The 20,946-nt window shown below is 62.6% G+C and carries 20 protein-coding genes and 1 tRNA gene; 8 read left to right on the forward strand and 13 right to left on the reverse strand.

Annotation, left to right across the window (positions count from 1 at the left end; translation table 11 throughout):
- Window positions 1–42: 42 nt before the first annotated feature.
- The 7 genes from OCX61_RS03705 to OCX61_RS03735 form a co-directional block, all read right to left on the reverse strand.
- Window positions 43–984 carry a ribose-phosphate pyrophosphokinase gene (locus OCX61_RS03705; RefSeq protein WP_003247410.1) on the reverse strand — a complete coding sequence of 314 codons (942 nt, stop codon included), beginning with the start codon at window positions 982–984 and terminating at the stop codon, window positions 43–45.
- A gap of 48 nt (window positions 985–1,032) precedes the next feature.
- Window positions 1,033–1,107: transfer RNA gene (locus tag OCX61_RS03710), tRNA-Gln, on the reverse strand.
- A 20-nt stretch (window positions 1,108–1,127) separates the two neighbouring features.
- On the reverse strand, window positions 1,128–1,988 hold the full coding sequence (gene ispE, locus OCX61_RS03715; protein WP_261942656.1) for a 4-(cytidine 5'-diphospho)-2-C-methyl-D-erythritol kinase: 861 nt from the start codon (window positions 1,986–1,988) through the stop codon (window positions 1,128–1,130).
- A gap of 4 nt (window positions 1,989–1,992) precedes the next feature.
- Window positions 1,993–2,610, reverse strand: coding sequence for a lipoprotein insertase outer membrane protein LolB (gene lolB / locus OCX61_RS03720; RefSeq protein WP_261942657.1), 618 nt, complete (start codon window positions 2,608–2,610; stop codon window positions 1,993–1,995).
- Between the two features lie 4 nt (window positions 2,611–2,614).
- Entirely contained in the window at window positions 2,615–4,327 is a 1,713-nt protein-coding gene (locus OCX61_RS03725; RefSeq protein WP_261942658.1) for a tetratricopeptide repeat protein, read from the reverse strand.
- 612 nt (window positions 4,328–4,939) lie between these two features.
- A complete protein-coding gene (locus tag OCX61_RS03730) occupies window positions 4,940–5,917 on the reverse strand; it encodes a hypothetical protein (RefSeq protein ID WP_261942659.1) in 978 nt (325 codons plus the stop codon).
- Window positions 5,918–5,927: 10 nt separating this feature from the next.
- Window positions 5,928–6,416, reverse strand: coding sequence for an Hcp family type VI secretion system effector (locus tag OCX61_RS03735; RefSeq protein ID WP_261942660.1), 489 nt, complete (start codon window positions 6,414–6,416; stop codon window positions 5,928–5,930).
- A 456-nt stretch (window positions 6,417–6,872) separates the two neighbouring features.
- On the opposite strand from OCX61_RS03735, the gene hemA reads away from it, so the two are divergent.
- The 6 genes from hemA to OCX61_RS03765 all read left to right on the forward strand — a co-directional run bounded on the left by hemA (window position 6,873) and on the right by OCX61_RS03765 (window position 12,222).
- Window positions 6,873–8,150, forward strand: a complete 1,278-nt coding sequence (hemA, locus tag OCX61_RS03740) for a glutamyl-tRNA reductase (protein ID WP_261942661.1) — start codon at window positions 6,873–6,875, stop codon at window positions 8,148–8,150.
- Window positions 8,147–9,229, forward strand: coding sequence for a peptide chain release factor 1 (gene prfA / locus OCX61_RS03745; protein WP_261942662.1), 1,083 nt, complete (start codon window positions 8,147–8,149; stop codon window positions 9,227–9,229). The genes hemA and prfA overlap by 4 nt, the downstream gene beginning before the upstream one ends.
- Entirely contained in the window at window positions 9,229–10,059 is an 831-nt protein-coding gene (gene prmC, locus OCX61_RS03750; RefSeq protein WP_261942663.1) for a peptide chain release factor N(5)-glutamine methyltransferase, read from the forward strand. The genes prfA and prmC overlap by 1 nt, the downstream gene beginning before the upstream one ends.
- Entirely contained in the window at window positions 10,053–10,808 is a 756-nt protein-coding gene (locus OCX61_RS03755) for a molybdopterin-synthase adenylyltransferase MoeB (RefSeq protein WP_261942664.1), read from the forward strand. Before prmC ends, OCX61_RS03755 begins: the two co-directional genes overlap by 7 nt.
- Window positions 10,801–11,598: a glutamate racemase gene (gene murI / locus OCX61_RS03760; RefSeq protein WP_261942665.1), complete on the forward strand. Its 798-nt coding sequence runs from the start codon at window positions 10,801–10,803 to the stop codon at window positions 11,596–11,598. The genes OCX61_RS03755 and murI overlap by 8 nt, the downstream gene beginning before the upstream one ends.
- A gap of 105 nt (window positions 11,599–11,703) precedes the next feature.
- Complete coding sequence (locus tag OCX61_RS03765) at window positions 11,704–12,222, forward strand: acyloxyacyl hydrolase (protein ID WP_261942666.1); 519 nt, start codon at window positions 11,704–11,706, stop codon at window positions 12,220–12,222.
- Between the two features lie 126 nt (window positions 12,223–12,348).
- Here OCX61_RS03765 and OCX61_RS03770 read toward each other — a convergent pair whose 3' ends face one another.
- The 5 genes from OCX61_RS03770 to OCX61_RS03790 all read right to left on the reverse strand — a co-directional run bounded on the left by OCX61_RS03770 (window position 12,349) and on the right by OCX61_RS03790 (window position 17,429).
- The gene (locus tag OCX61_RS03770) at window positions 12,349–13,047 is read right to left on the reverse strand and encodes an SDR family oxidoreductase (RefSeq protein ID WP_261942667.1); all 699 of its coding nucleotides are present in this window, start codon (window positions 13,045–13,047) and stop codon (window positions 12,349–12,351) included.
- On the reverse strand, window positions 13,044–14,486 hold the full coding sequence (phrB, locus tag OCX61_RS03775) for a deoxyribodipyrimidine photo-lyase (protein ID WP_261942668.1): 1,443 nt from the start codon (window positions 14,484–14,486) through the stop codon (window positions 13,044–13,046). Before phrB ends, OCX61_RS03770 begins: the two co-directional genes overlap by 4 nt.
- Window positions 14,477–15,376, reverse strand: a complete 900-nt coding sequence (locus OCX61_RS03780; RefSeq protein WP_261942669.1) for a MerR family transcriptional regulator — start codon at window positions 15,374–15,376, stop codon at window positions 14,477–14,479. The genes phrB and OCX61_RS03780 overlap by 10 nt, the downstream gene beginning before the upstream one ends.
- Window positions 15,366–16,334, reverse strand: a complete 969-nt coding sequence (locus OCX61_RS03785) for a YbgA family protein (RefSeq protein ID WP_261942670.1) — start codon at window positions 16,332–16,334, stop codon at window positions 15,366–15,368. Before OCX61_RS03785 ends, OCX61_RS03780 begins: the two co-directional genes overlap by 11 nt.
- Before the next feature lie 108 nt (window positions 16,335–16,442).
- On the reverse strand, window positions 16,443–17,429 hold the full coding sequence (locus OCX61_RS03790; protein ID WP_261942671.1) for an NAD(P)/FAD-dependent oxidoreductase: 987 nt from the start codon (window positions 17,427–17,429) through the stop codon (window positions 16,443–16,445).
- A gap of 186 nt (window positions 17,430–17,615) precedes the next feature.
- On the opposite strand from OCX61_RS03790, the gene OCX61_RS03795 reads away from it, so the two are divergent.
- Complete coding sequence (locus tag OCX61_RS03795; protein WP_261942672.1) at window positions 17,616–18,521, forward strand: TIGR01777 family oxidoreductase; 906 nt, start codon at window positions 17,616–17,618, stop codon at window positions 18,519–18,521.
- A gap of 13 nt (window positions 18,522–18,534) precedes the next feature.
- On the forward strand, window positions 18,535–19,548 hold the full coding sequence (hemH, locus tag OCX61_RS03800; protein ID WP_261942673.1) for a ferrochelatase: 1,014 nt from the start codon (window positions 18,535–18,537) through the stop codon (window positions 19,546–19,548).
- A gap of 122 nt (window positions 19,549–19,670) precedes the next feature.
- On the opposite strand, the gene OCX61_RS03805 is transcribed toward hemH, so the two are convergent.
- Window positions 19,671–20,945, reverse strand: coding sequence for a uracil-xanthine permease family protein (locus tag OCX61_RS03805; protein ID WP_261942674.1), 1,275 nt, complete (start codon window positions 20,943–20,945; stop codon window positions 19,671–19,673).
- Between the last annotated feature and the right edge of the window lies 1 nt (window position 20,946).

Genomic DNA, 20,946 nt, shown 5'->3' on the forward strand with positions numbered 1-20,946 from the left:
CAAGTGCTGGGGCGGGGCGCTTCACATCAACACGTGTTCCGCTTAGCGGAACATCGCGCTGATCGATTCTTCGTTGCTGATGCGGCGGACCGCTTCAGCGACAACCGGTGCGATATCCAGCTGGCGGATACGGTCACAGGCTTGAGCAGCGGCGGACAGTGGAACGGTGTTGGTCACCACCAGCTCGTCCAGTACCGACTTCTCGATGTTCTCGATCGCGCGGCCCGACAGGACAGGGTGCGTGCAGTAGGCATAAACCTTGGCAGCGCCGTGTTCTTTCAGGGCTTTGGCCGCGTGGCACAGGGTGCCGGCGGTGTCGACCATGTCGTCTACCAGGATGCAGGTGCGCCCTTCGACGTCGCCGATGATGTGCATAACCTCGGAGTGGTTAGCCTTTTCGCGGCGTTTGTCGATGATACCGAGGTCGACGCCCAGGGACTTGGCAACGGCGCGTGCGCGCACAACGCCACCGATGTCCGGGGAGACGATCATCAGGTTCTCGAAACGCTGGTCTTCGATGTCGTCGACCAGTACGGGCGAGCCGTAGATGTTGTCGACTGGAATATCGAAGAAGCCTTGGATCTGGTCAGCGTGCAGGTCGACGGTGAGAACACGGTCGATACCCACGACAGTGAGCATGTCAGCGACGACTTTGGCGCTGATGGCTACACGTGCCGAACGCGGACGGCGGTCCTGGCGGGCATATCCGAAGTAAGGAATCACGGCGGTGATTCGGGATGCTGAGGAGCGGCGGAAGGCGTCTGCCATCACTACCAGTTCCATCAGGTTATCGTTGGTCGGGGCACAGGTCGGCTGAATAATGAAGACGTCTTTACCGCGGACATTCTCATTGATCTCAGTGCTGATCTCACCGTCGGAGAATTTACCGACAGAGACGTCACCGAGAGGGATATGCAGCTGACGTACGACACGCCGAGCCAGATCGGGGTTAGCGTTCCCCGTAAAGACCATCATCTTGGACACGCGCAGTACCTGAAGGCTGAGGGTATACCTGGATGAGTATAAGGAAAATGGCAGGGGCGGCTGGATTCGAACCAACGCATGGCAGGATCAAAACCTGCTGCCTTACCGCTTGGCGACGCCCCTGTATCTTTTGCTGCGAACGCTTATGCGCTCGACTTCTTGACCAGACTTTGCAGCTTGCGATGCAACATCGAAACATTGCTTCCTTTCGCCACAAACCCTGTTTGGGTCACTGAAAGAAGGGCCAGAACTTTATCAGCTTCGGCTTTGCTTGGGAAGGCCCCAAACACGCAACTTCCAGTACCGGTTAATCGAGCCTCAGTGAATTTCCCCAGTGAATTCAACGCATTGCGAACTTCTGGGTAACTCTGCTCTACCACCGGTTGGCAGTCATTTCGACTGTTTCCCTCGGGAACGGGGCGCATCTTAAGGGGGAGTGAATCACGTGTCAACTGCGGATGTGAAAAAATTTCTACTGTGCTGACAGACACTTGCGGCACCAGCACGACGTACCAAGGTTCCTCGGGGTCGACCGGGGTCAGTTGCTCGCCCACGCCTTGGGCAAATGCCGCGTGACCACGGACGAACACCGGCACGTCGGCGCCCAGGCTCAGACCCAGCGCGGCCAGGCGGTCTTCGTCCCAGTCCAGTTGCCACAAGTGCGCCAGCGCCAGCAGGGTGGTCGCCGCATCGGAGCTGCCGCCGCCGATGCCACCGCCCATGGGCAGCACCTTGGTCAGCCAGATATCGGCGCCCAACCGGGTGCCGGACTGTTCCTGCAATTTACGCGCGGCGCGCACGATCAGGTTGCTGTCGTGGGGCACCGCTTCGATTTCGGTGTGCAGGCGGATCACGCCGTCCTCGCGCAGGGCGAAACTCAGTTCGTCGCCATGGTCGAGGAACTGGAATACGGTTTCCAGCTCGTGGTAGCCGTCGGGGCGGCGACCGATGATGTGCAGCCACAGGTTGAGCTTGGCCGGGGCGGGCAGGGTGAGCGTGTGCATGAAATCAGTGCCCCAGCTGGCGCGGCTGCCAGTCCTTGACCACCAGGGTCACGTCGAGGTCCTTGCCGTGCAGCTTCAGGCGCTCGGGTAGCCAGTAGCCGTTCTGCTCGGTGTAGCTCAGGTACTGCACCTGCCAGCCATCCTGCTCGAGGCTGGCCAGGCGGCTGTCGCCGTCCAGGGTCAGCTTGCTCTTGCTGTCGGGCGCGGGCAGGCCGCGGACCCACCAGACCAGGTGCGAGACCGGCAGCTGCCAGCCGAGCTGTTCTTCCAGCAGGGCTTCGGGGCTGGCGGCTTCATAGCGGCCCTGGTTGGCCACTTCCAGCACCACGCCACCGGGGCGGCCGGTGAGGCGAGCGGCGCCGCGGCCGAGCGGACCGGCCAGGCGGATGTCGTAATAATCCTGGCGTTGCAGCCAGAACAGCGTGCCGCTGCCGGAATCGCGCGGTGCGCGGATGCCGACCTTGCCGTTGATCTGCCAGCCGTCGAGGCTGCTCAACTGCTCTTTATGGGCGCGCCACTGCTGCGGGTCGCCGTGGCCCTGCAGGGCCTCGCGGCTCCCGAAGCCGGCGCAGCCGGTCAGCAGGGCGATCAGGGTGAAGGTGATGCAATGGCGCAGGAACATGGCGTTAAAGAGTCTCGGATCCGGTCAGGCGCAGGAGGGTCTTGCGCAGAATGGGGCTGTCGGCCTGGGCTTCAAAGCCCTTGGCCCAGACCTGGCGGGCTTCGCGGCGCTTGCCGTTGGCCCACAGCACTTCGCCCAGGTGGGCGGCCACTTCGTGGTCGGGGAAGCGGCTGAAGGCCTGGCGCAGGTAGTTTTCAGCCACGTCGAGGTTGCCCAGGCGGTAGTTGATCCAGCCCATGCTGTCGAGCACGGCCGGGTCGTCCGGGGTCAGCTGGTGGGCCTTGTCGATCAGATCCTTGGCTTCGGCGTAGCGGGTGGTGCGGTCGGCCAGGGTGTAGCCGAGGGCATTCAGGGCCATGGCGTTTTCCGGCTCGCGGGCGATGATGGCGCGCAGGTCCTTTTCCATCAACGGCAGGTCATTGCGCTTTTCGGCCAGCATGGCCCGGGTGTACAGCAGGTTGAGGTCGTCCGGGTAGTGCTTGAGGGCTTGCTGCAGCACCTGGTCGGCCTGGGCGTCCTTGTTGTTGTTGCTGTAGCTTTCCGATTCGATCAGGTACAGCTGCACGGCCATGTCCGGCTGCGCCTCGCGGGCTTCGGCGAGCTGGCGCGAAGCTTCGGTGCCGCGGCCGTTGGCAATGAGGATGTCAGCCTGGCGCAGTTGTGCCGGCAGGTAGTCCGGGCCGGTGCCGACCAAGGCGTATTCGCGCAGGGCACCCGCCGGGTCGTGGCGTTCTTCGGCGATGCGGCCCAGGTTGAGGTGGGCGGCGTCGACGTTGCTGTCGCGCTCGATCAGCTCGCGCAGGTACACCTCGGCTTCGTCCCAGTCCTTCATCTCCAGGCACACCAGGGCCAGGGAGTAACGCGACTCGTCGTCGTCCGGGTATTGCTGGACCAGGCTGAGGAATTCGGCCTTGGCATCGGCCATGCGGTCCTGTTCGACCAGGGTGCGCGCGTAGGTCAGGCGCAGGCGCTTGTCGTCCGGGTTGTCACGGATTGCCCCGCGCAGCAGCGGCAGTGCTTCGGGTCCGCGGTCCAGGGCCTGGAGCAGGCGGGCGCGCAGCAGGATCGGGGCGATTTCGCCATTCTGCGCAGGGTGCGCTTCGAGCAGGTCGAGGGCTTCCTGTGACTTGCCGTCCTGGTTCAGCAGCAACGCCTTGCCAAATACCAACTGGCTGTTGTCCGGGTATTTGACCAGCAGGCGGTCGAAGCTCTGCATCAGGCCGTCGCGGGTGCTCTGATCGGTTTCGGCGGCCGACAGGGCGAGGAAGTCGAAGTGGGTATCCCCCTGGCCTTGCAGCACCTTCTCCATATAGGTCATGGAGTCGTCATAGCGGCCGGCACGGGCCAGCTGGATGGCGGCGGCGCGCTGGGCGTCGAGGTTCTGCGGGTCGTTCTTGGCCCAGATCAGTGCGCTATCGAGGGCCGGCTCGTCGGCACCGAGGTACTCGGCAATCCGGTAGGCGCGCTCGGAAACGCCCGGGTCCTGGGTCTTCTCGGCCTGTTCGGCGTAGTTGGCCAGGGCGATGTCGAAGCGATTGCGCTGGCCGGCCAGTTCGGCCACCAGCAGGCTATAAAGGGTGTCTTGCGAGAACGACCCATACACCACGGGCTTCTTAGCCTCGGCCTCGGCGGCGGGAGGCTCGGCCTTTTGCGGGGCCAGGCTCTGGCAGCCCTGGAGCAGGGCGAAGGCAAGCAGCAATGCGTAGGGTCTGTTCATAGAGAGGCTTAAAAAGACTAACCGGCGGTCGGAGCATGATGACACAAGCGCGGGGGCAAACCCACCTGCGAAGGTCGTGGTTTACAGCCTGGGTGGTGCTAGGTCGGACAGCGGGGTAGGTAAGAGGTTCGGTGGTATAGATCGCCCCGCTGATTCGGTTGCTGAGGGCAATGCTCACCTCGTTGAGCATTACATATTAATGCTTGAATTTGTCACCGTCGGCGCGGCAGGGCGAGATTCAAATGAAATGTTGGCATGCGTGAAGCAGCAGTAATGCTAAAAATAGTGCAAGGTTGAAGATAACGAGTCTGCATAGTCGTTTTTTCATTCGGGAGGGTAGTCGATCAACTTCATCAAGGTTTATCAGGCCTCTGCGTGCATACGCGCCTGGGAAAACTAACATGAGAGATAGCGCTCCAAATCGAATGATTTTGCCTGTCAGGCCAAATTTAGAATATAGCTTCCTGTTGTCGCTGATGATTTTACAGTTTGGTAGCAGGGATTCAATATGATCGGTGTCGCGATGTGATAAATAGAAAGTTATAGGTAGTGAGGTGAAGATCGCAGTAAATAGGATGCCATAGGCCGCTCCCAAGGCAAGTTGAATCGTGGTCACTTTATCACTCGCTCATACAAAACTTCGCCCAGATATTCTCCTCCTTCACTTCCGAGCTCTCCGCCGACCATTCCTCCCAAGGCTCCGCCCCCTACTCCGCATGCAATCGCTCCAGGCCCGCCCGAAGCTATTCCCAAAACCACGCTGCAGGCTGCCATGCCAATCAAATTTCCACCGATTGCGCCAATTAGGCCTCCTCCCACGCTACCTGCAAGTGCACCACTCTCAATGATGGTAGCTCTTTTGCATTCTTCGTCTCTCCCTTCTGTGCATGCTTTTTTGATTGATAGGCTTGTGCTCGCGACCTCCAACGCAATGCCTATATAGGCGCCTTTCTTGATCAGGTTGGCGGCCTTGCCGACTCCTGCGACCTTGTCGGCATACCCTGCGATCTCACTAGCGTGCAAATAGCTTTTCGTGGAAATCCCAAGGATTCTTTTGATCGACCCCTTATTTCGCAAGCTGGCACCAAACGCTGCCATTTTGCCCAACTGCTCATCCAGCCTGGCGAACAGCGCTGCACGCTTGGCATAAAACTGATCGCGAGCCTTGAGCGTGCCTGAACCCATATGTTCCTGATACAGCTTTTCAATTTCCAGCAATGTGTCCTGAATAGCCTTCAGGTGCCTGCTCCAGCCATCGCTGACCACGCCTGCGCCTGTGGCAGCATGGGTAAGCAGACTTTTGAGTAGCTCGAAATTATCCAGAAAAAACTCATCAGCACCTTGCCCGCTACGCATCAGCCCCATGTGTGCTACGGCAGCCTTTGCCATCAGATAAGCCTCCTGGCTGGTACACGAGGGCGTGGACCAGTCACCGACAATGACCAGTTCGCCGCTTCTGACCACATTGTTGTAGATGTGTGCATTCAGAACGTCGAACTTGCTGGCCGAATGCCCGCTAAGCGCAAGACCTGCCTTGAGTGTGTGGTAGTTCTGCATTTTGGGGTTGATGAACGCGCGGGCTTCGGTCATGGCATTTTCCTTATGCGTATTTCTTGTTGCCGATTCGGTCCCACCCGCCAGCGATGTTTCCGCCGCCAGAGCCGTCGATGCGTTTCTGCTGGGTATAGGTGGTCTTGATTCGGCCGTAATCGAGTTGCACTACCTCGATCGGCACGCCATCGGCAGCACTCTGTGTGTAGTCGGCAATGATCACTTCTTCGAGAATGACCTCGTAATACTTGAGCTTGTCGCCGCCTGCGCGACACAGTGCGAGTTTCACTTCTTTGAGGTGCAGGCCTGAACAACTGGCTTCCATCAACTTGCAGCTGGCACTGTCGAGAAGTTTGGTGAATCTGAAGTTGCTAACGGCGGTGCGGCCCGAGGTGGCACCGCCGGCGGAGCTTGCAGTGGCCGAGGTGCTTTGGCTGACGCCAAAGTCGTAGCCGGTAACTTCAATCCATTTGTTGTATTTTTCATCCAGGGCTTCACCTGGGATTTCGTCGATTTGTATATATGCGTCAAATGCCATGCTTACCTCTCCTTGGCAATCAATTCTGGGAATGAATGACTGGCGGGGAGCTTGGCCCGGTCAGTGATTGGCAAGGCTAGGCAGCGATATTGGGAAACGCAATAGAGGGACGGCTATTTGGGAAACGGACTACAAGGTTGTGGATAACTTCGCTGTATATATGTCGAAAGATTTCATTGAAAAGTGTTTTTGTAGGAAATATTCCCCGCTAGCTGTGCAATGGCTCGTTGCGGGGAGCCTGGTGCGGGAGGGGGCTAAAAGGAAACTGGCTGGACCTGCAATGGCCTCTTCGCGGGGCAAGCCCGCTCCCACAGGTTTCTTGCGTGCCTCAGCCATGCACAGGGGGCTCCGCGGGGTCGGGTCGGCCGGGCTATCACGACAATAGCGAACGGTGGTTGTCCAAAAACCTGCGAAAGAGGACAATTATCGGCTTCCCGTCACAACCAGCGACCTTGCATGGCCTTTCTTGCACTCGGTATCAACCATAAGACTGCCTCGGTAGACGTACGCGAGCGCGTGGCGTTTACCCCAGAGCAGCTGGTCGACGCCCTGCAGCAGCTCTGCCGACTGACCGCTAGCCGTGAGGCGGCGATCCTGTCGACCTGCAACCGTAGCGAGCTTTATATAGAGCAGGATCACCTGTCCGCCGACGCCGTTCTGCAATGGCTGGCCGACTATCACCGGCTGAGCCTGGATGAGTTGCGCGCCAGCGCCTACGTCCACGAAGAACACGCTGCGGTGAAGCACATGATGCGGGTGGCCTCCGGGCTCGACTCGCTGGTGCTCGGCGAACCGCAGATCCTCGGCCAGATGAAGTCCGCCTATGCGGTGGCGTGTGAGGCCGGCACCATCGGCCCACTGCTCGGGCGCCTGTTCCAGGCAACCTTCAGCGCCGCCAAGCAGGTGCGCACCGACACCGCGATCGGCGAAAACCCGGTTTCCGTGGCATTCGCTGCGGTCAGCCTGGCCAAGCAGATCTTCAGCGACCTGGGCCGCAGCCAGGCCTTGCTGATCGGTGCAGGGGAAACCATCACCCTGGTCGCCCGCCACCTGCATGAGCAAGGTGTGCGCCGTATCGTCGTGGCCAACCGCACCCTGGAGCGGGCCAGCATGCTCGCCGAGCAGTTCGGTGCCCATGCCGTGCTGCTGGCCGACATCCCGCAGGAGCTGGCCAACAGCGATATCGTCATCAGTTCCACCGCCAGCCAGTTGCCGATCCTGGGCAAGGGCGCGGTGGAAAGCGCGCTGAAGCAGCGCCGGCACAAGCCGATCTTCATGGTCGATATTGCCGTGCCGCGCGACATCGAGCCGCAAGTGGGAGAACTCGACGACGTCTACCTGTACACCGTCGATGACCTGCACGAAGTGGTCGCGGAAAACCTCAAGAGCCGCCAGGGCGCAGCCCAGGCCGCCGAGGAGCTGGTTTCGGTGGGCGCCGAAGACTTCATGCTGCGTTTGCGCGAGCTGGCCGCTGTCGATGTGCTGCGCGCCTACCGCCAGCAAAGCGAGCGCCTGCGCGACGAAGAACTGCAAAAGGCCCAGCGCCTGCTGGCCAATGGCGGCAACCCCGAGGATGTATTGGCGCAACTGGCCCGGGGCCTGACCAACAAACTCCTGCATGCGCCCAGCGTGCAGTTGAAAAAGCTCTCGGCCGAGGGCCGCCTCGATGCGCTGGCCATGGCCCAGGAACTCTTTGCCCTCAACGAGGGCTCGACGGACAAATCCCCGCAATGAAAGCGTCGCTGCTGAACAAACTGGAGATTCTCCAGGACCGCTTCGAGGAACTCACCGCGCTGCTTGGTGACGCCGAAGTCATATCCGACCAGACCCGCTTCCGCGCCTATTCCCGCGAATATGCCGAAGTCGAGCCGGTCTACGCCGCCTATAAAGAGTGGCGCAAGGTGCAGGACGACCTCGAGGGTGCCCAGGCGCTGCTCAAGGACGCCGACCCCGACCTGCGCGAGATGGCCGTGGAGGAAGTGCGCGAGGCCAAGGAGCAACTGGTCGACCTGGAGTCCAACCTACAGCGCATGCTGCTGCCCAAGGACCCCAACGATGGCCGCAACGTGTTCCTTGAGATCCGTGCCGGCACCGGTGGCGATGAGGCTGCGATCTTCTCCGGCGACCTGTTCCGCATGTACTCGCGCTACGCCGAGAAGCGCGGCTGGCGCCTGGAGATCCTGTCCGAGAACGAAGGCGAGCACGGCGGCTACAAAGAGATCATTGCCCGTGTCGAAGGCGAAAACGTGTACGGCAAGCTCAAGTTCGAGTCCGGCGCGCACCGTGTTCAGCGTGTGCCGGAAACCGAATCCCAGGGCCGTATCCACACCTCGGCCTGCACCGTGGCCGTGCTGCCCGAGCCCGACGAGCAAGCGGCAATCGAGATCAACCCGGCCGACCTGCGTGTCGACACCTACCGCGCTTCGGGCGCCGGCGGTCAGCACGTGAACAAGACCGATTCGGCGATCCGCATCACCCACTTGCCCACCGGCATCGTGGTCGAGTGCCAGGAAGAGCGTTCGCAGCACAAGAACCGCGCCCGTGCCATGTCCTGGCTGTCGGCCAAGCTCAACGACATGCAGACCAGCGCCGCGCAGAACGCCATCGCCAGCGAGCGCAAGCTGCTGGTCGGTTCCGGTGACCGCTCCGAACGCATTCGTACCTACAATTATCCACAGGGGCGGGTAACCGATCACCGCATCAACCTGACCCTGTACTCCCTCGACGACATCCTCGCCGGTGGCGTGGAGGCCGTGATCGAACCGTTGCTGGCCGAGTACCAGGCCGACCAACTGGCGGCCCTGGGGGACTGATGACCATCATTGCCAGCCTTCTGCGCAACGCGCAGTTACCCGATTCGCCCAGCGAGCGCCTGGACGCCGAGCTGCTGCTGGCTGCCGCCATCGGCAAGTCGCGCAGCTTCCTGCACACCTGGCCCGAGCGGATTGTCAGCAGCGAAGATGCCGAGACCTACGCCGGCTACCTGCAGCGCCGCCGCGCCGGCGAGCCGGTCGCCTACATCCTGGGGCAGCAGGGCTTCTGGAAGCTCGACCTGGAAGTGGCGCCGCATACGCTGATCCCGCGCCCGGATACCGAGCTGCTGGTCGAAACGGCCCTGGAGCTGCAGCCCGCATCGCCCGCCAAGGTGCTCGACCTGGGCACCGGCACTGGCGCCATCGCCCTGGCCCTGGCCAGCGATTGCCCGGCCTGGCAGGTGACGGCCGTGGACCGCGTCGAACAAGCCGTGGCCCTGGCCGAACGCAATCGCCAGCGCCTGGGCCTGGGCAACGTCCAGGTGCTCACCAGCCATTGGTTCGGCAGCCTGGCCGGGCAGCGCTTCGACCTGATTCTCAGCAACCCGCCGTACATCCGCGCCGAAGACCCGCACCTGGTCGAAGGCGACGTGCGTTTCGAGCCCAGCAGTGCACTGGTGGCCGGTATCGATGGCCTTGATGACCTGCGGCTGATCGTCGCCCAGGCGCCGGCGCATCTGTTGCCAGGTGGCTGGTTGCTGCTCGAACACGGTTACGATCAGGCCGCCGACGTGCGTGCCCTGCTCAGTGCCCAAGGCTTCACCGAGGTGGCCAGCCGCAAGGACCTGGGCGGCCATGAACGTATTTCACTGGGGCGCCTGGCATGCTGACCGATCAGGAACTGTTGCGTTACAGCCGGCAGATCCTGCTGGCCCAGGTGGACATCGACGGCCAGTTGCGGCTCAAGCACAGCAAGGCATTGATCGTCGGCCTCGGCGGCCTCGGCTCGCCGGTGGCGCTGTACCTGGCGGCCGCGGGCGTAGGTGAGCTGCACCTGGCCGACTTCGACACCGTCGACCTGACCAACCTGCAGCGTCAGGTCATCCATGACAGCGACAGCGTCGGCATGAGCAAGGTCGATTCGGCGCTGCAGCGGCTGCAGGCGATCAACCCCGAGGTCGCCCTGGTCGCCCACCGCCAGGCACTGGACGAAGACTCCCTGGCCGCAGCGGTGGCAGCGGTCGACCTGGTGCTGGACTGCTCTGACAATTTCGGCACGCGCGAGGCAGTCAATGCGGCCTGCTTCGCTGCCGGCAAACCGCTGGTGAGCGGCGCGGCGATTCGCCTGGAAGGCCAGTTGTCGGTGTTCGACCCGCGGCGTGACTACAGCCCTTGCTACCACTGCCTCTACGGCCACGGTAGCGAAGACGAGCTGACCTGCAGCGAAGCTGGTGTGATCGGCCCGCTGGTGGGGCTGGTCGGTAGCCTGCAGGCGCTGGAAGCGATGAAGCTGCTGGCGGGCTTCGGCGAACCGTTGATAGGCCGCCTGCTGTTGATCGATGCCCTCGGTACGCGCCTGCGTGAGCTGCGGGTCAAGCGTGACCCGGCCTGTGCCGTGTGCGGCAAGCGCGATGGCTGAGCGCTCGGCGCCGGTCGGCGTGATGGACTCGGGGGTCGGCGGCTTGTCGGTGCTCGCCGAGATCCAGCGCCTGCTGCCCAATGAGTCGCTGCTTTACGTGGCCGATTGTGGTCATGTGCCCTATGGCGAGAAATCCCCGGACTACATCCGCCAGCGCTGTCGGCGTATCGCCGAGTTCTTCCAGGCCCAAGGTGCCAAGGCAATGGTCCTGGCCTGCAACACCGCGACCGTGGCTGCGGTCGCCGATCTGCGTGAGTTGTACCCCGACTGGCCGTTGGTAGGCATGGAGCCGGCAGTCAAGCCCGCCGCTGCCGCCACACGTTCGGGGGTGGTCGGCGTGCTGGCCACCACCGGCACCTTGCAGAGCGCCAAGTTTGCCGCCTTGCTCGACCGCTTCGCCAATGACGTGCAAGTGGTCACCCAGCCCTGCCCGGGCCTGGTCGAACGGATCGAAACCGGAGACCTTGCCAGCCCGCAGCTGCGCCAGTTACTGCTGGGTTACGTGCAGCCGCTGCTGGCCGCCGGCTGCGACACGCTGATCCTCGGCTGCACCCATTATCCCTTCCTGCGCCCGCTGTTGGCCGAGATGGTGCCTGCCGATGTGGCCATCATCGATACCGGTGCCGCCGTGGCACGTCAACTGCAACGCCTGCTGGCTGCGCGTGACCTGCTGGCCGACGGGCCGACGCGTGGGGCTCGTTTCTGGAGCAGCGGCGACCCGCTGTCCTTGACGCAAATCCTGCCCGTGCTGTGGCATAGATCCGATAGTGTGCAAAGCTTTGCGTTGTAAGAAAAACGTGAAAAGAAGCTGAACTATCGTACTACTGCCGATTTCTACCGCATTGCCTGATGGCAGGCGGACACTAATAACAGTATGGAAAGAAGGATGTTTCTCATGAAGAAACTGCTCGGCTTGGCGGCGGCTGCCGCAGTTACCCTGGGGCATGTGGTGGCAGCGCAAGCGGCCGATGTATCGTTCTCGGTGGGGCAGACGGGTGACTCGACCATGGTGTACCGGTTGGGCCTGCAGTCGAACTGGGATGCGAGCTGGTGGCAGACCAGCGTCGGTCGGCTGACTGGCTATTGGGATGGGGCCTACACCTATTGGGAAGGTGACGAGACGTCCAGCAACCACAGCCTTTCGTTCGCACCTGTGTTCGTCTATGAGTTCGCCGGTAACTCGGTGAAGCCTTATATCGAAGCTGGGATTGGCGTGGCAGCCTTTGCCAATACCGAGCTCGAGAGCAACAAGCTGGGCTCGGCTTTCCAGTTCGAAGACCGAATTGGTTTCGGCCTGCGTTTTGCCGGTGGGCATGAGGTCGGGGTGAGGGCGATCCACTATTCCAATGCGGGGCTGCAGACCCCTAACGATGGTGTCGAGAGCTACAGTTTGCATTACCGCATGGCCCTCTGATAATTCCTCTACCGGCCTCTTCGCGGCTAAAGCCGCTCCCACACGTACTGCGTTGCCTGGAAAACAGATGCGGTCCGTGTGGGAGCGGGTTCACCCGCGAAGAGGCCGGACCGGACATTACAAGGATTAGCGGGACAGTGGCCACAGGCTGCTGATATCCAGCACCTCCAGCACCAGCTCTGGTTCGCGCAACACCAAGCGGGACAGCAGTTCATCCGCTGCACTCTGCGGCGTCCAGGCATCCGGGACGGCCTGCACGGAAGTGACCGGTGACTTCAACGACTGTGGAGCCACCACTGTCAGGTCGATCCCCTGGTCCTTCAGCGCCTGACGTTGTTCACGTAACCACTGCGGCACATTATTCCAACCCGCCGACACTTGGGTCGGCGAATAAAGCTGCAAGGCCGAATAGCGGTTGAAAATCGCCATGACCTGGGGCTGATGCCCCTGGGCCAACAAGGGCTGCGCATGGGTCAGGCAATGCTCGCCAGCCAGTTGGTTGTCATTGACGATGGCCTCGAACAATTCGCTGTCCGCTACGGCATCAGCCAGGTAGTCACTGGTCCCGGCGTTGATGATCAATACGTCCAGCGAGCACCAGGCATGGCATAGCTGTTCTGCCGCGCTGGCGGCCTGGCCTTCTTGTTGCAATTGCCATGGCAGTTTCAACAGCCGGCTGCCATGGCGCACGGCCAGTGCCTCCAGCGCCTCGCTGCTTTTGCCACTTGCGCCAACCCGGTGCCCTTGCTCGAGCAAGCGCTCCACCAGGGCCAGACCCAGTCCGTTGCTGGCCCCCGTAACCCAGAAACTACGCGAGTTATTCAAGATACTGCCCTCTGATCCTGCCGGCGTGGTAAGCCTTTGAAGGCTTCCAGTGCACGCTGGCGACTGCTGCCGAGATCGACAATCGGACTGTGATAGGAATTATTAGCAAAAAGGTCTGCAGACTTCACGGGCTGGTGGATGGCTTTTTCATCCAGCCCCCGTAATTCCGGTATCCAGTGGCGGATGAAGCGACCCTCGGGGTCGAAACGCTGCGACTGGGAAACCGGGTTGAAGATACGGAAATAGGGCACTGCGTCGGTGCCGGTCGAGGCACTCCACTGCCAGCCACCATTGTTCGCGGCCAGATCGCCGTCTATCAGGTGACGCATGAAATGGCGTTCGCCCAGGCGCCAGTCGATCAGCAGGTTCTTGCTGAGGAACATGGCAACGATCATGCGCAGGCGGTTGTGCATCCAGCCGGTGTGCAGCAGTTGGCGCATGGCCGCGTCGATGATCGGGAAGCCGGTACGCCCCTCCTGCCAGGCCTTGAAGTCGTCCGGCGCATCGCGCCAGGGCAGGGCTTCGGTCTGGGCGCGGAAGGCTCGATGCCGGGAGACCTGTGGATAACCCGTCAGGATGTGTTTGTAGAACTCGCGCCAGAGCAGCTCGTTGATCCACGTCTGAATCCCGCTGCTGCCACTGTCGAACTCACCGTGGTTGCTGGCGAGGGCAGCATGCAGGCATTGGCGGGGCGAGATCACGCCTGCGGCCAGATAGGCAGACAGCTGGCTGGTGCCGGGTTTGGCCGGGAGGTCGCGCAAGCGTTGGTAGTCTTCGACCGTTTCATCGAGAAAGCGGCTGAGCCGCGCCTGCGCTTCGGCTTCACCGGCGGGCCAGTGATCGCTGAGTGCGCGAGCAGGCTTTTCGAAGCCGTCGATGTGCTGTGGGATCGGATCGCTGCTGATCGCCAGCGGGGCCTGTTCTTTTACGCGTCGGGCCAAGGGGGGCAGGCTGCGGTGCAGGTGCTCCAGGCAGGCCTTCTTGAACTGGGTGAAGACCTGGAAGTAGTCGCCGCTGCGCGTCAGGATGGTGCCCGGGCGGAAGAACAGCTGGTCGAGGTAGCTGTGGGCACGGATGCCGGAAGCCTCCAGCAGCTGGCGCGTGGCTGCATCGCGCCGCTCTTCATTGATGCCGTATTCATCGTTCCAGTGCACCGCCGCGATATTGTGCTGGCGGCAGATTTCGAGCAGGGTGGCCGGGGCTTGGTCCCAGGTGTCGATCTTGCGCACCAGAAGCGGGATGTTCAGCTGGTCCAGGGACTGGCGCAACTGGCGCAGGTTGCGCAGCCAGAAGTCGACCTTGCAGGCGGCGTCGTCGTGGGCCTGCCATTGGCCGGGGCTGGCTAGCCACAAGGCCACGGTCGGGCCGCGTTCGCAGGCGACGCTGAGGGCGGAATTGTCATCGATGCGCAGGTCGCTGCGCAGCCAGATCAGTTGCATGGGGCACTCGTCTCTACAGGCCGGCGGACATTGCCTAGCAGCACACGCAATGCCGCCTGCGGGGTATCGAACAGGAAAAGGTCGGGCAGGTCGAAAGCGTGCAGCTGAGCCTGGTGCAGGGCGAGGGTGGCGCCGCCCAGCAGCTTGGTCCCGGCGATGCCCTGCAGGGTGCGCAGCAAGGCGTTGGCATCGATACGCGGGCCAAGGTGCATGAGCACTGCCCGCGGCTGCAGGGTGACCACCGCACGTTGCAACTGCGCGCTGGCCACCGGTTGCTCGAAAACTTCTACCGGGATGCCGTTGCTGCTCAGTAACCAGGCGCACAGCCACAGGCTTGGGTCGAACGGGCGCTCGCTGTCTTCGCAGAGCAGCACGGCTGGCCCTTGTAGCGATTGATTGTCGTGATACACCCGTGCCCCTAGCTTGCTGCGCAGCCAGGTGTGGAAAAACACCTGTTCAAGGCGTGCATTGAAGTGGCTGCGCCAGCGTACGGCCAGGGACTCCAGCAAGGGCAACAGCAGCTGTTCGCACAGCGTCACGGCGGGGTACAAGGCCATGACCTGGTTCAGTTGCTGGTCGAGGGCACGTTGGGAAAGACTGGCGATGGCTTCGATCAGCTGCTGCTGGCGCGGTTGCCAGTCACCCATCGGTGCCCGCTCCAGCGGCTGGTCGAGCAGTTCGCGAACCTGGCCGACGGATGCGCCGCGCTCAAGCCAGGCGAGAATCGCCTGCACCCGCTCGAGTTGCTCTTGCCCGTACAAGCGGTGCCCCTTGGCGGTCCGTTGCGGCTTGAGCAGGCCATAGCGGCGCTCCCAGGCGCGCAAGGTGACGGGATTCACCCCAGTGCGCCGGGCCAGTTCGCCGATCGGCAGAAGCGTGTCAGACGGCATTGCGCAGGCCAAGGCTGTCAGGGTGCGGCTGCAGGTAGGTCTGTTGCTGCAGGTAAGGGTCCGGATGCTTGCGCAGGTAATGCTTGAGCAAGGTCAGCGGCACCACCAGCGGCACCACGCCTTGCTGGTACTGGCCGATGATGTGCTGCAGTTCGGCCTTGTCCTGTTGTGTCAGCGAGTCCTTGAAGTAGCCGCTCAGGTGCTGCAGGACGTTGCAGTGGGTGCCACGGCTGGCGCAACGGCGCAGGGCCTGCATCAGCTGGCTGAAGTAGCGGGGGCCCACCTGCGCGGGGTCATCTTCACGGCTCATGCTGCCCAGCAGGCGGCCAAGCTGGCGATAGGCCTCGGGGTTGTTCGCCATCAGCAGGTACTTGTAGCGTGAATGGAAGCGTACCAGGGCGCCACGGCTCAACCCTTGCGTCAGCACTTGCTGCCAGTCGGCGTAGGCATAGACACGGCTGATGAAGTTTTCCCGCAGTACCGGGTCGTGCAGGCGGCCTTCCTCCTCCACCGGTAGGTCGGGGCGACGGGCGCAGAAGGCCGCGGCATAGGCCCCCCTGCCACCTTGTGGCGCAGGGTAACCGTTGTCCTGGTAGACCTTGACCCGTTCCAGGCCACAGGAGGGGGATTTCTGCATGAAGATGTAGCCACAGATGTCATCGAGCTCATTGGCCATCTGTTCGGCGTAGTTGCGCAGCGGGCCGCTCAGGTCGGCGCCTGGGTTGCGCGTACCGACCACAGCGGGGCTCGATGGGTCACCTACCAGGCGGATCGGCTCGCGTGGCACGCCCAGGCCGATGGCGACCTCAGGGCATACCGGCAGCCATTCGAAGTGCGCTTGCAATTGCTCAAGGCACAGATCAGAAGCCTTGTGCCCGCCGTTGTAGCGCACCTGATGACCGGTCAGGCAGGCGCTGATGGCGATACGGGGCTTATGTGCGGGGGCAGTTTCGTGCATGGCTGTCTCCGGAAAACTTGTACATGGACGCAAGCGCGTACAAGTTCATTCCAGCACAGCCAGAAACTTATGCAACTAGTATTTTTTGTATAGCTTTGCCGGGTGATGTTATTCGAGATGTTCCAGCAGCCGTCGCGCTGCTTCCTGGCCGCTGAGCCAGGCGCCTTCGACGCGGCCAGACAGGCACCAGTCGCCGCAGGCATACAAGCCCTGATCGGCATCGGCCAGCGCGCCCCATTCGTGATTGCCGGCCGGCCGCGCGTACAGCCAGCGGTGGGCCAGGGCGAAACTCGGCGCTGGCACCACGCAGCCGACCAGTTCGGCGAATTCCCCCCACAGTTGTTCGATCACTTCTTCCTTGGCCAGGTCGATGTGCTGCTTGCTCCAGTCGGCGGTGGCGTGCAGTACCCAGGTGTCGAGGTGTTCCTCACGGCCGGGTTTGCTGCGGTTGCGGGCCAGCCAGTCGAGCGCGCTGTCCTGCACGAAGCAGCCTTGCATCGGTGTATCCAGCGCAGTCTGGAAGGCCAGGGCAACAGCCCAGGTCGGTTCCATCTGCACACCGGCCGCCACGGCGGCGAGCTTGGGCGTGGCCGCCAGCAGCGGAGTGGCCTGGGGGGCGGGCACAGCGATTACCACGCGGCTGAACGGGCCATGGCTGCAACCTTCGGTGTCCTGCAGGTGCCAGTATTGCTTGCCGCGGAACACCTCGGCGATACGGCAGCCGAAGTTGACCGTGACGTCCTTGAGCAGGCCACGGGTGATGGCACTCATGCGCGGCACGCCGACCCAGCGCGTCTGTTCGTCGGGGGAGGGGGTGAGTTCGCCGTTGCGGTAGTTGTACAGCTGCGGCTTCCACTGCTCGGCCCAGCCGGCGGCGACCCATTGCTGCACCTGCTCGACGAAGCGCCGATCGCGGGCAGTGAAGTACTGTGCGCCAAGGTCGAGTGCGCCAGCTTCGCTGCGCTTGCTGGCCATGCGCCCGCCAGTGCCGTGGCCTTTGTCGAACACGTGGACGGACTGCCCGGCTTTTTGCAGAGCCTGGGCGGCGGACAGGCCGGCGATACCGGCACCGATGATGGCAATAGGTACTGTCATGATGGCCTCTTCGAACCTTGCTGTAGGCAGACTACGCTGTCAGGTAAACCTGTACAATGCACAATCTTTGTATAAGGTTATTCCGCTTCATAGGCATGTGGCCTATGGTTATCCGAGAGCGATTGGTCTGGAAAAGTGCCTTGTTCTTAAAAATAGACCATGGCCGCACGCTGCGAGGACACAGCCATGCATATATTGCTGACGGGTGGTACCGGTTTGATCGGCCAGCACCTTTGCCAATACTGGCTAGGCAAGGGCCATCGGCTTACCGTGTGGAGCCGGCGCCCTGAACAAGTGCCTCGATTGTGTGGCAGCGAGGTGCGTGGCATTGGCCGGCTGGAGGATCTGGGCGCTGATGAGTCGGTGGATGCGGTGGTCAATCTGGCCGGTGCGCCGATCGCCGATCGGCCTTGGTCGGCTTCGCGACGCAACCTGCTATGGGCCAGTCGCATTACCCTTACCGAACAACTGCTGGCCTGGCTGGGCAGCCGTGAGCAGCGCCCCGAGGTGCTGATTTCCGGTTCCGCCGTTGGCTGGTACGGCGATGGCGGCGAGCGTGAACTTACCGAAGCCTCGCCGCCGGTTCGCGAAGATTTCGCCAGCCAGTTGTGCATCGCCTGGGAAGAAACCGCCCAGCGTGCGCAGCACCTTGGCATGCGCGTGGTGCTGGTACGTACCGGGTTGGTGCTGGCCAGTGACGGCGGCTTTTTGTCGCGCCTGCGCCTGCCGTTCAAGTTGGGACTGGGCGGGCCGTTGGGTGATGGCAGGCAGTGGATGCCGTGGGTACATATCGACGATCAGATCGCCCTGATAGATTTTCTCTTGCAGTACAAGGATGCCAGCGGTCCTTATAATGCCTGCGCGCCAGAACCGGTACGTAACCGCGATTTCGCCAAGGCGCTGGGGCGTGCGCTGCATCGGCCGGCGTTCATGCCGATGCCCGGCCTGCTGCTCAAGGCGGGCCTCGGCGAGCTGTCGACCTTGCTGCTTGGTGGCCAGCGGGCGCGCCCGGTGCGCTTGCTGGCGGCGGGCTTCACCTTTCGTTTCAACGATCTGCAATCGGCCCTGGGCAACCTGTCCAGCCGCCTCTGACATAGGACGCTGCATGACCGATCACGCTCTGCTGCTGGTCAACCTGGGGTCCCCGGCCTCTACCTCGGTGGCCGATGTGCGCCGCTACCTCAACCAGTTCCTCATGGACCCTTACGTGGTCGACCTGCCCTGGCCAGTGCGGCGCTTGCTGGTGTCGCTGATCCTGATCAAGCGCCCGGAGCAGTCGGCGCACGCCTATGCCTCGATCTGGTGGGATGAAGGCTCGCCGCTGGTAGTTTTGACCCGGCGCCTGCAGGCGGCGATGGTCGAGCACTGGCCGCACGGGCCGGTGGAAATTGCCATGCGCTACGGTGAACCGGCGCTGCCCGAGGTGCTGGCACGGTTGGCGGCGCAAGGTGTGCGCAAGGTGACCCTGGCACCGCTTTATCCACAGTTCGCCGACAGTACGGTGACCACGGTGGTGGAACAGGCAAGGCAGACGCTGGCCGAGCGCCAGTTGCCGTTGCAGCTGCGCGTGCTGCAGCCGTTCTATGAGCATCCAGAGTACATCGATGCGCTGGTCGCCAGTGCCCGTCCTTACCTCGAGCAGGATTTCGACCATCTGTTGCTGAGTTTCCATGGTTTGCCGGAGCGGCACCTGAAAAAGCTGTACCCGACCGGCAAGCATGATCTGCGCGCCGCCGACTGCTGTCGCGATGCCAGTGCCGAGGTACGTGCCGTGTGTTATCGCGGGCAGTGCCTGGCCACGGCCAAGGCCTTTGCGGCGAAGATGGGCATCCCCGATGGCAAGTGGTCGGTGTCGTTCCAGTCGCGGTTGGGGCGTGACAAGTGGATCGAACCCTACACCGAGACGCGCCTGGACGAGTTGGCCAAGGCCGGGGTGAAGAAGCTGCTGGTGATGTGCCCGGCGTTCGTCGCCGATTGCATCGAGACGCTGGAAGAGATCGGCATGCGCGGCAGCGAGCAGTTTGTCGAGGCGGGTGGCAAGGAGCTGGTGCTGGTGCCGTGCCTGAATGATCACCCGGAGTGGGTGAGGGTGTTGGCCCGAATGTGTGAGAAAGCCTGATTGTTGGTAAGCCTGTTCCGGCCTCTTCGCGGGACAAGCCCGCTCCCACAAAGTCCGGTGTACGCCGATCGATGTGGGAGCGGGCTTGTCCCGCGAAGGGGCCGGATCAGGCTAACGTTGGATCAAGGCAGCTGATCATCCAGCTTCTTGTGCTTCCAGCCATCATTGCCCGGCAGGATCAGGTTCAGCGCGATCGCCACGATGGCGCACAGGGCAATACCCTTGAGGCCCCAGTCGTCCGGGCCATCGCCACTGCCGATCAGCACGCCGCCGATACCGAACACCAGGGTCACCGAAACGATGACCAGGTTGCGCGCTTCGGCCAGGTCGATCTTGTGGCGGATCATGGTGTTCATGCCCACCGCTGCGATCGAACCGAACAGCAGGCACAGAATGCCGCCCATCACCGGTACCGGGATGCTCTGCAGCAGCGCGCCGAACTTGCCGATGAAGGCCAGGGAGATGGCGAACACCGCCGCCCAGGTCATGATCTTCGGGTTGTAGTTCTTGGTCAGCATCACCGCGCCGGTCACTTCGGCGTAGGTGGTGTTGGGCGGGCCGCCGAACAGGCCGGCTGCGGTGGTGGCCAGGCCGTCACCCAGGAGGGTGCGATGCAGGCCGGGCTTCTTCAGGTAGTCGCGGCCGGTCACGCTGCCGACTGCAATCACCCCGCCGATGTGCTCGATCGCCGGTGCCAGGGCAACCGGGACGATGAACAGGATGGCCTGCCAGTTGAAGGCTGGCGCGGTGAAGTTGGGGATTTCCAGCCACGGTGCCGCGGCGATCTTGGCAGTGTCGACCACGCCGAAGGCGAACGACAGGGCAAAGCCCACCAGCACGCCGGCAATGATCGGCACCAGGCGGAAGATGCCCTTGCCGAACACGGCGACGATCAGGGTGGTCAGCAGTGCCGGCATGGAGATCAGCATCGCCGTCTTGTACGGCAGCAGCACGCTGCCGTCACCGGCCTTGCCCATCGCCATGTTGGCGGCGATGGGGGCCATGGCCAGGCCGATGGAAATGATCACCGGCCCGATCACCACCGGCGGCAGCATGCGGTCGATGAAGCCGGTGCCCTTGATCTTCACCATCAAGCCCATGAAGGTGTAGACGAAACCTGCGGCCATCACGCCGCCCATGGTCTCGGCCAGGCCGAACTGGCCCTTGGCAAGGATGATCGGGGTGATGAAGGCAAAGCTCGAAGCCAGGAATACCGGTACCTGACGGCCGGTGACCAGCTGGAACAGCAGGGTGCCGATGCCGGCGGTGAACAGGGCCACGTTCGGGTCGAGGCCGGTGATCAGCGGCATCAGCACCAGCGCGCCGAATGCCACGAAGAGCATCTGCGCGCCCGAGACGACCTGGCGCCAGAGCGGGTCGTTGAAGCCGTCCTGCATG

The organism is Pseudomonas sp. LRP2-20, assembly GCF_024349685.1.
Classification (GTDB): domain Bacteria; phylum Pseudomonadota; class Gammaproteobacteria; order Pseudomonadales; family Pseudomonadaceae; genus Aquipseudomonas.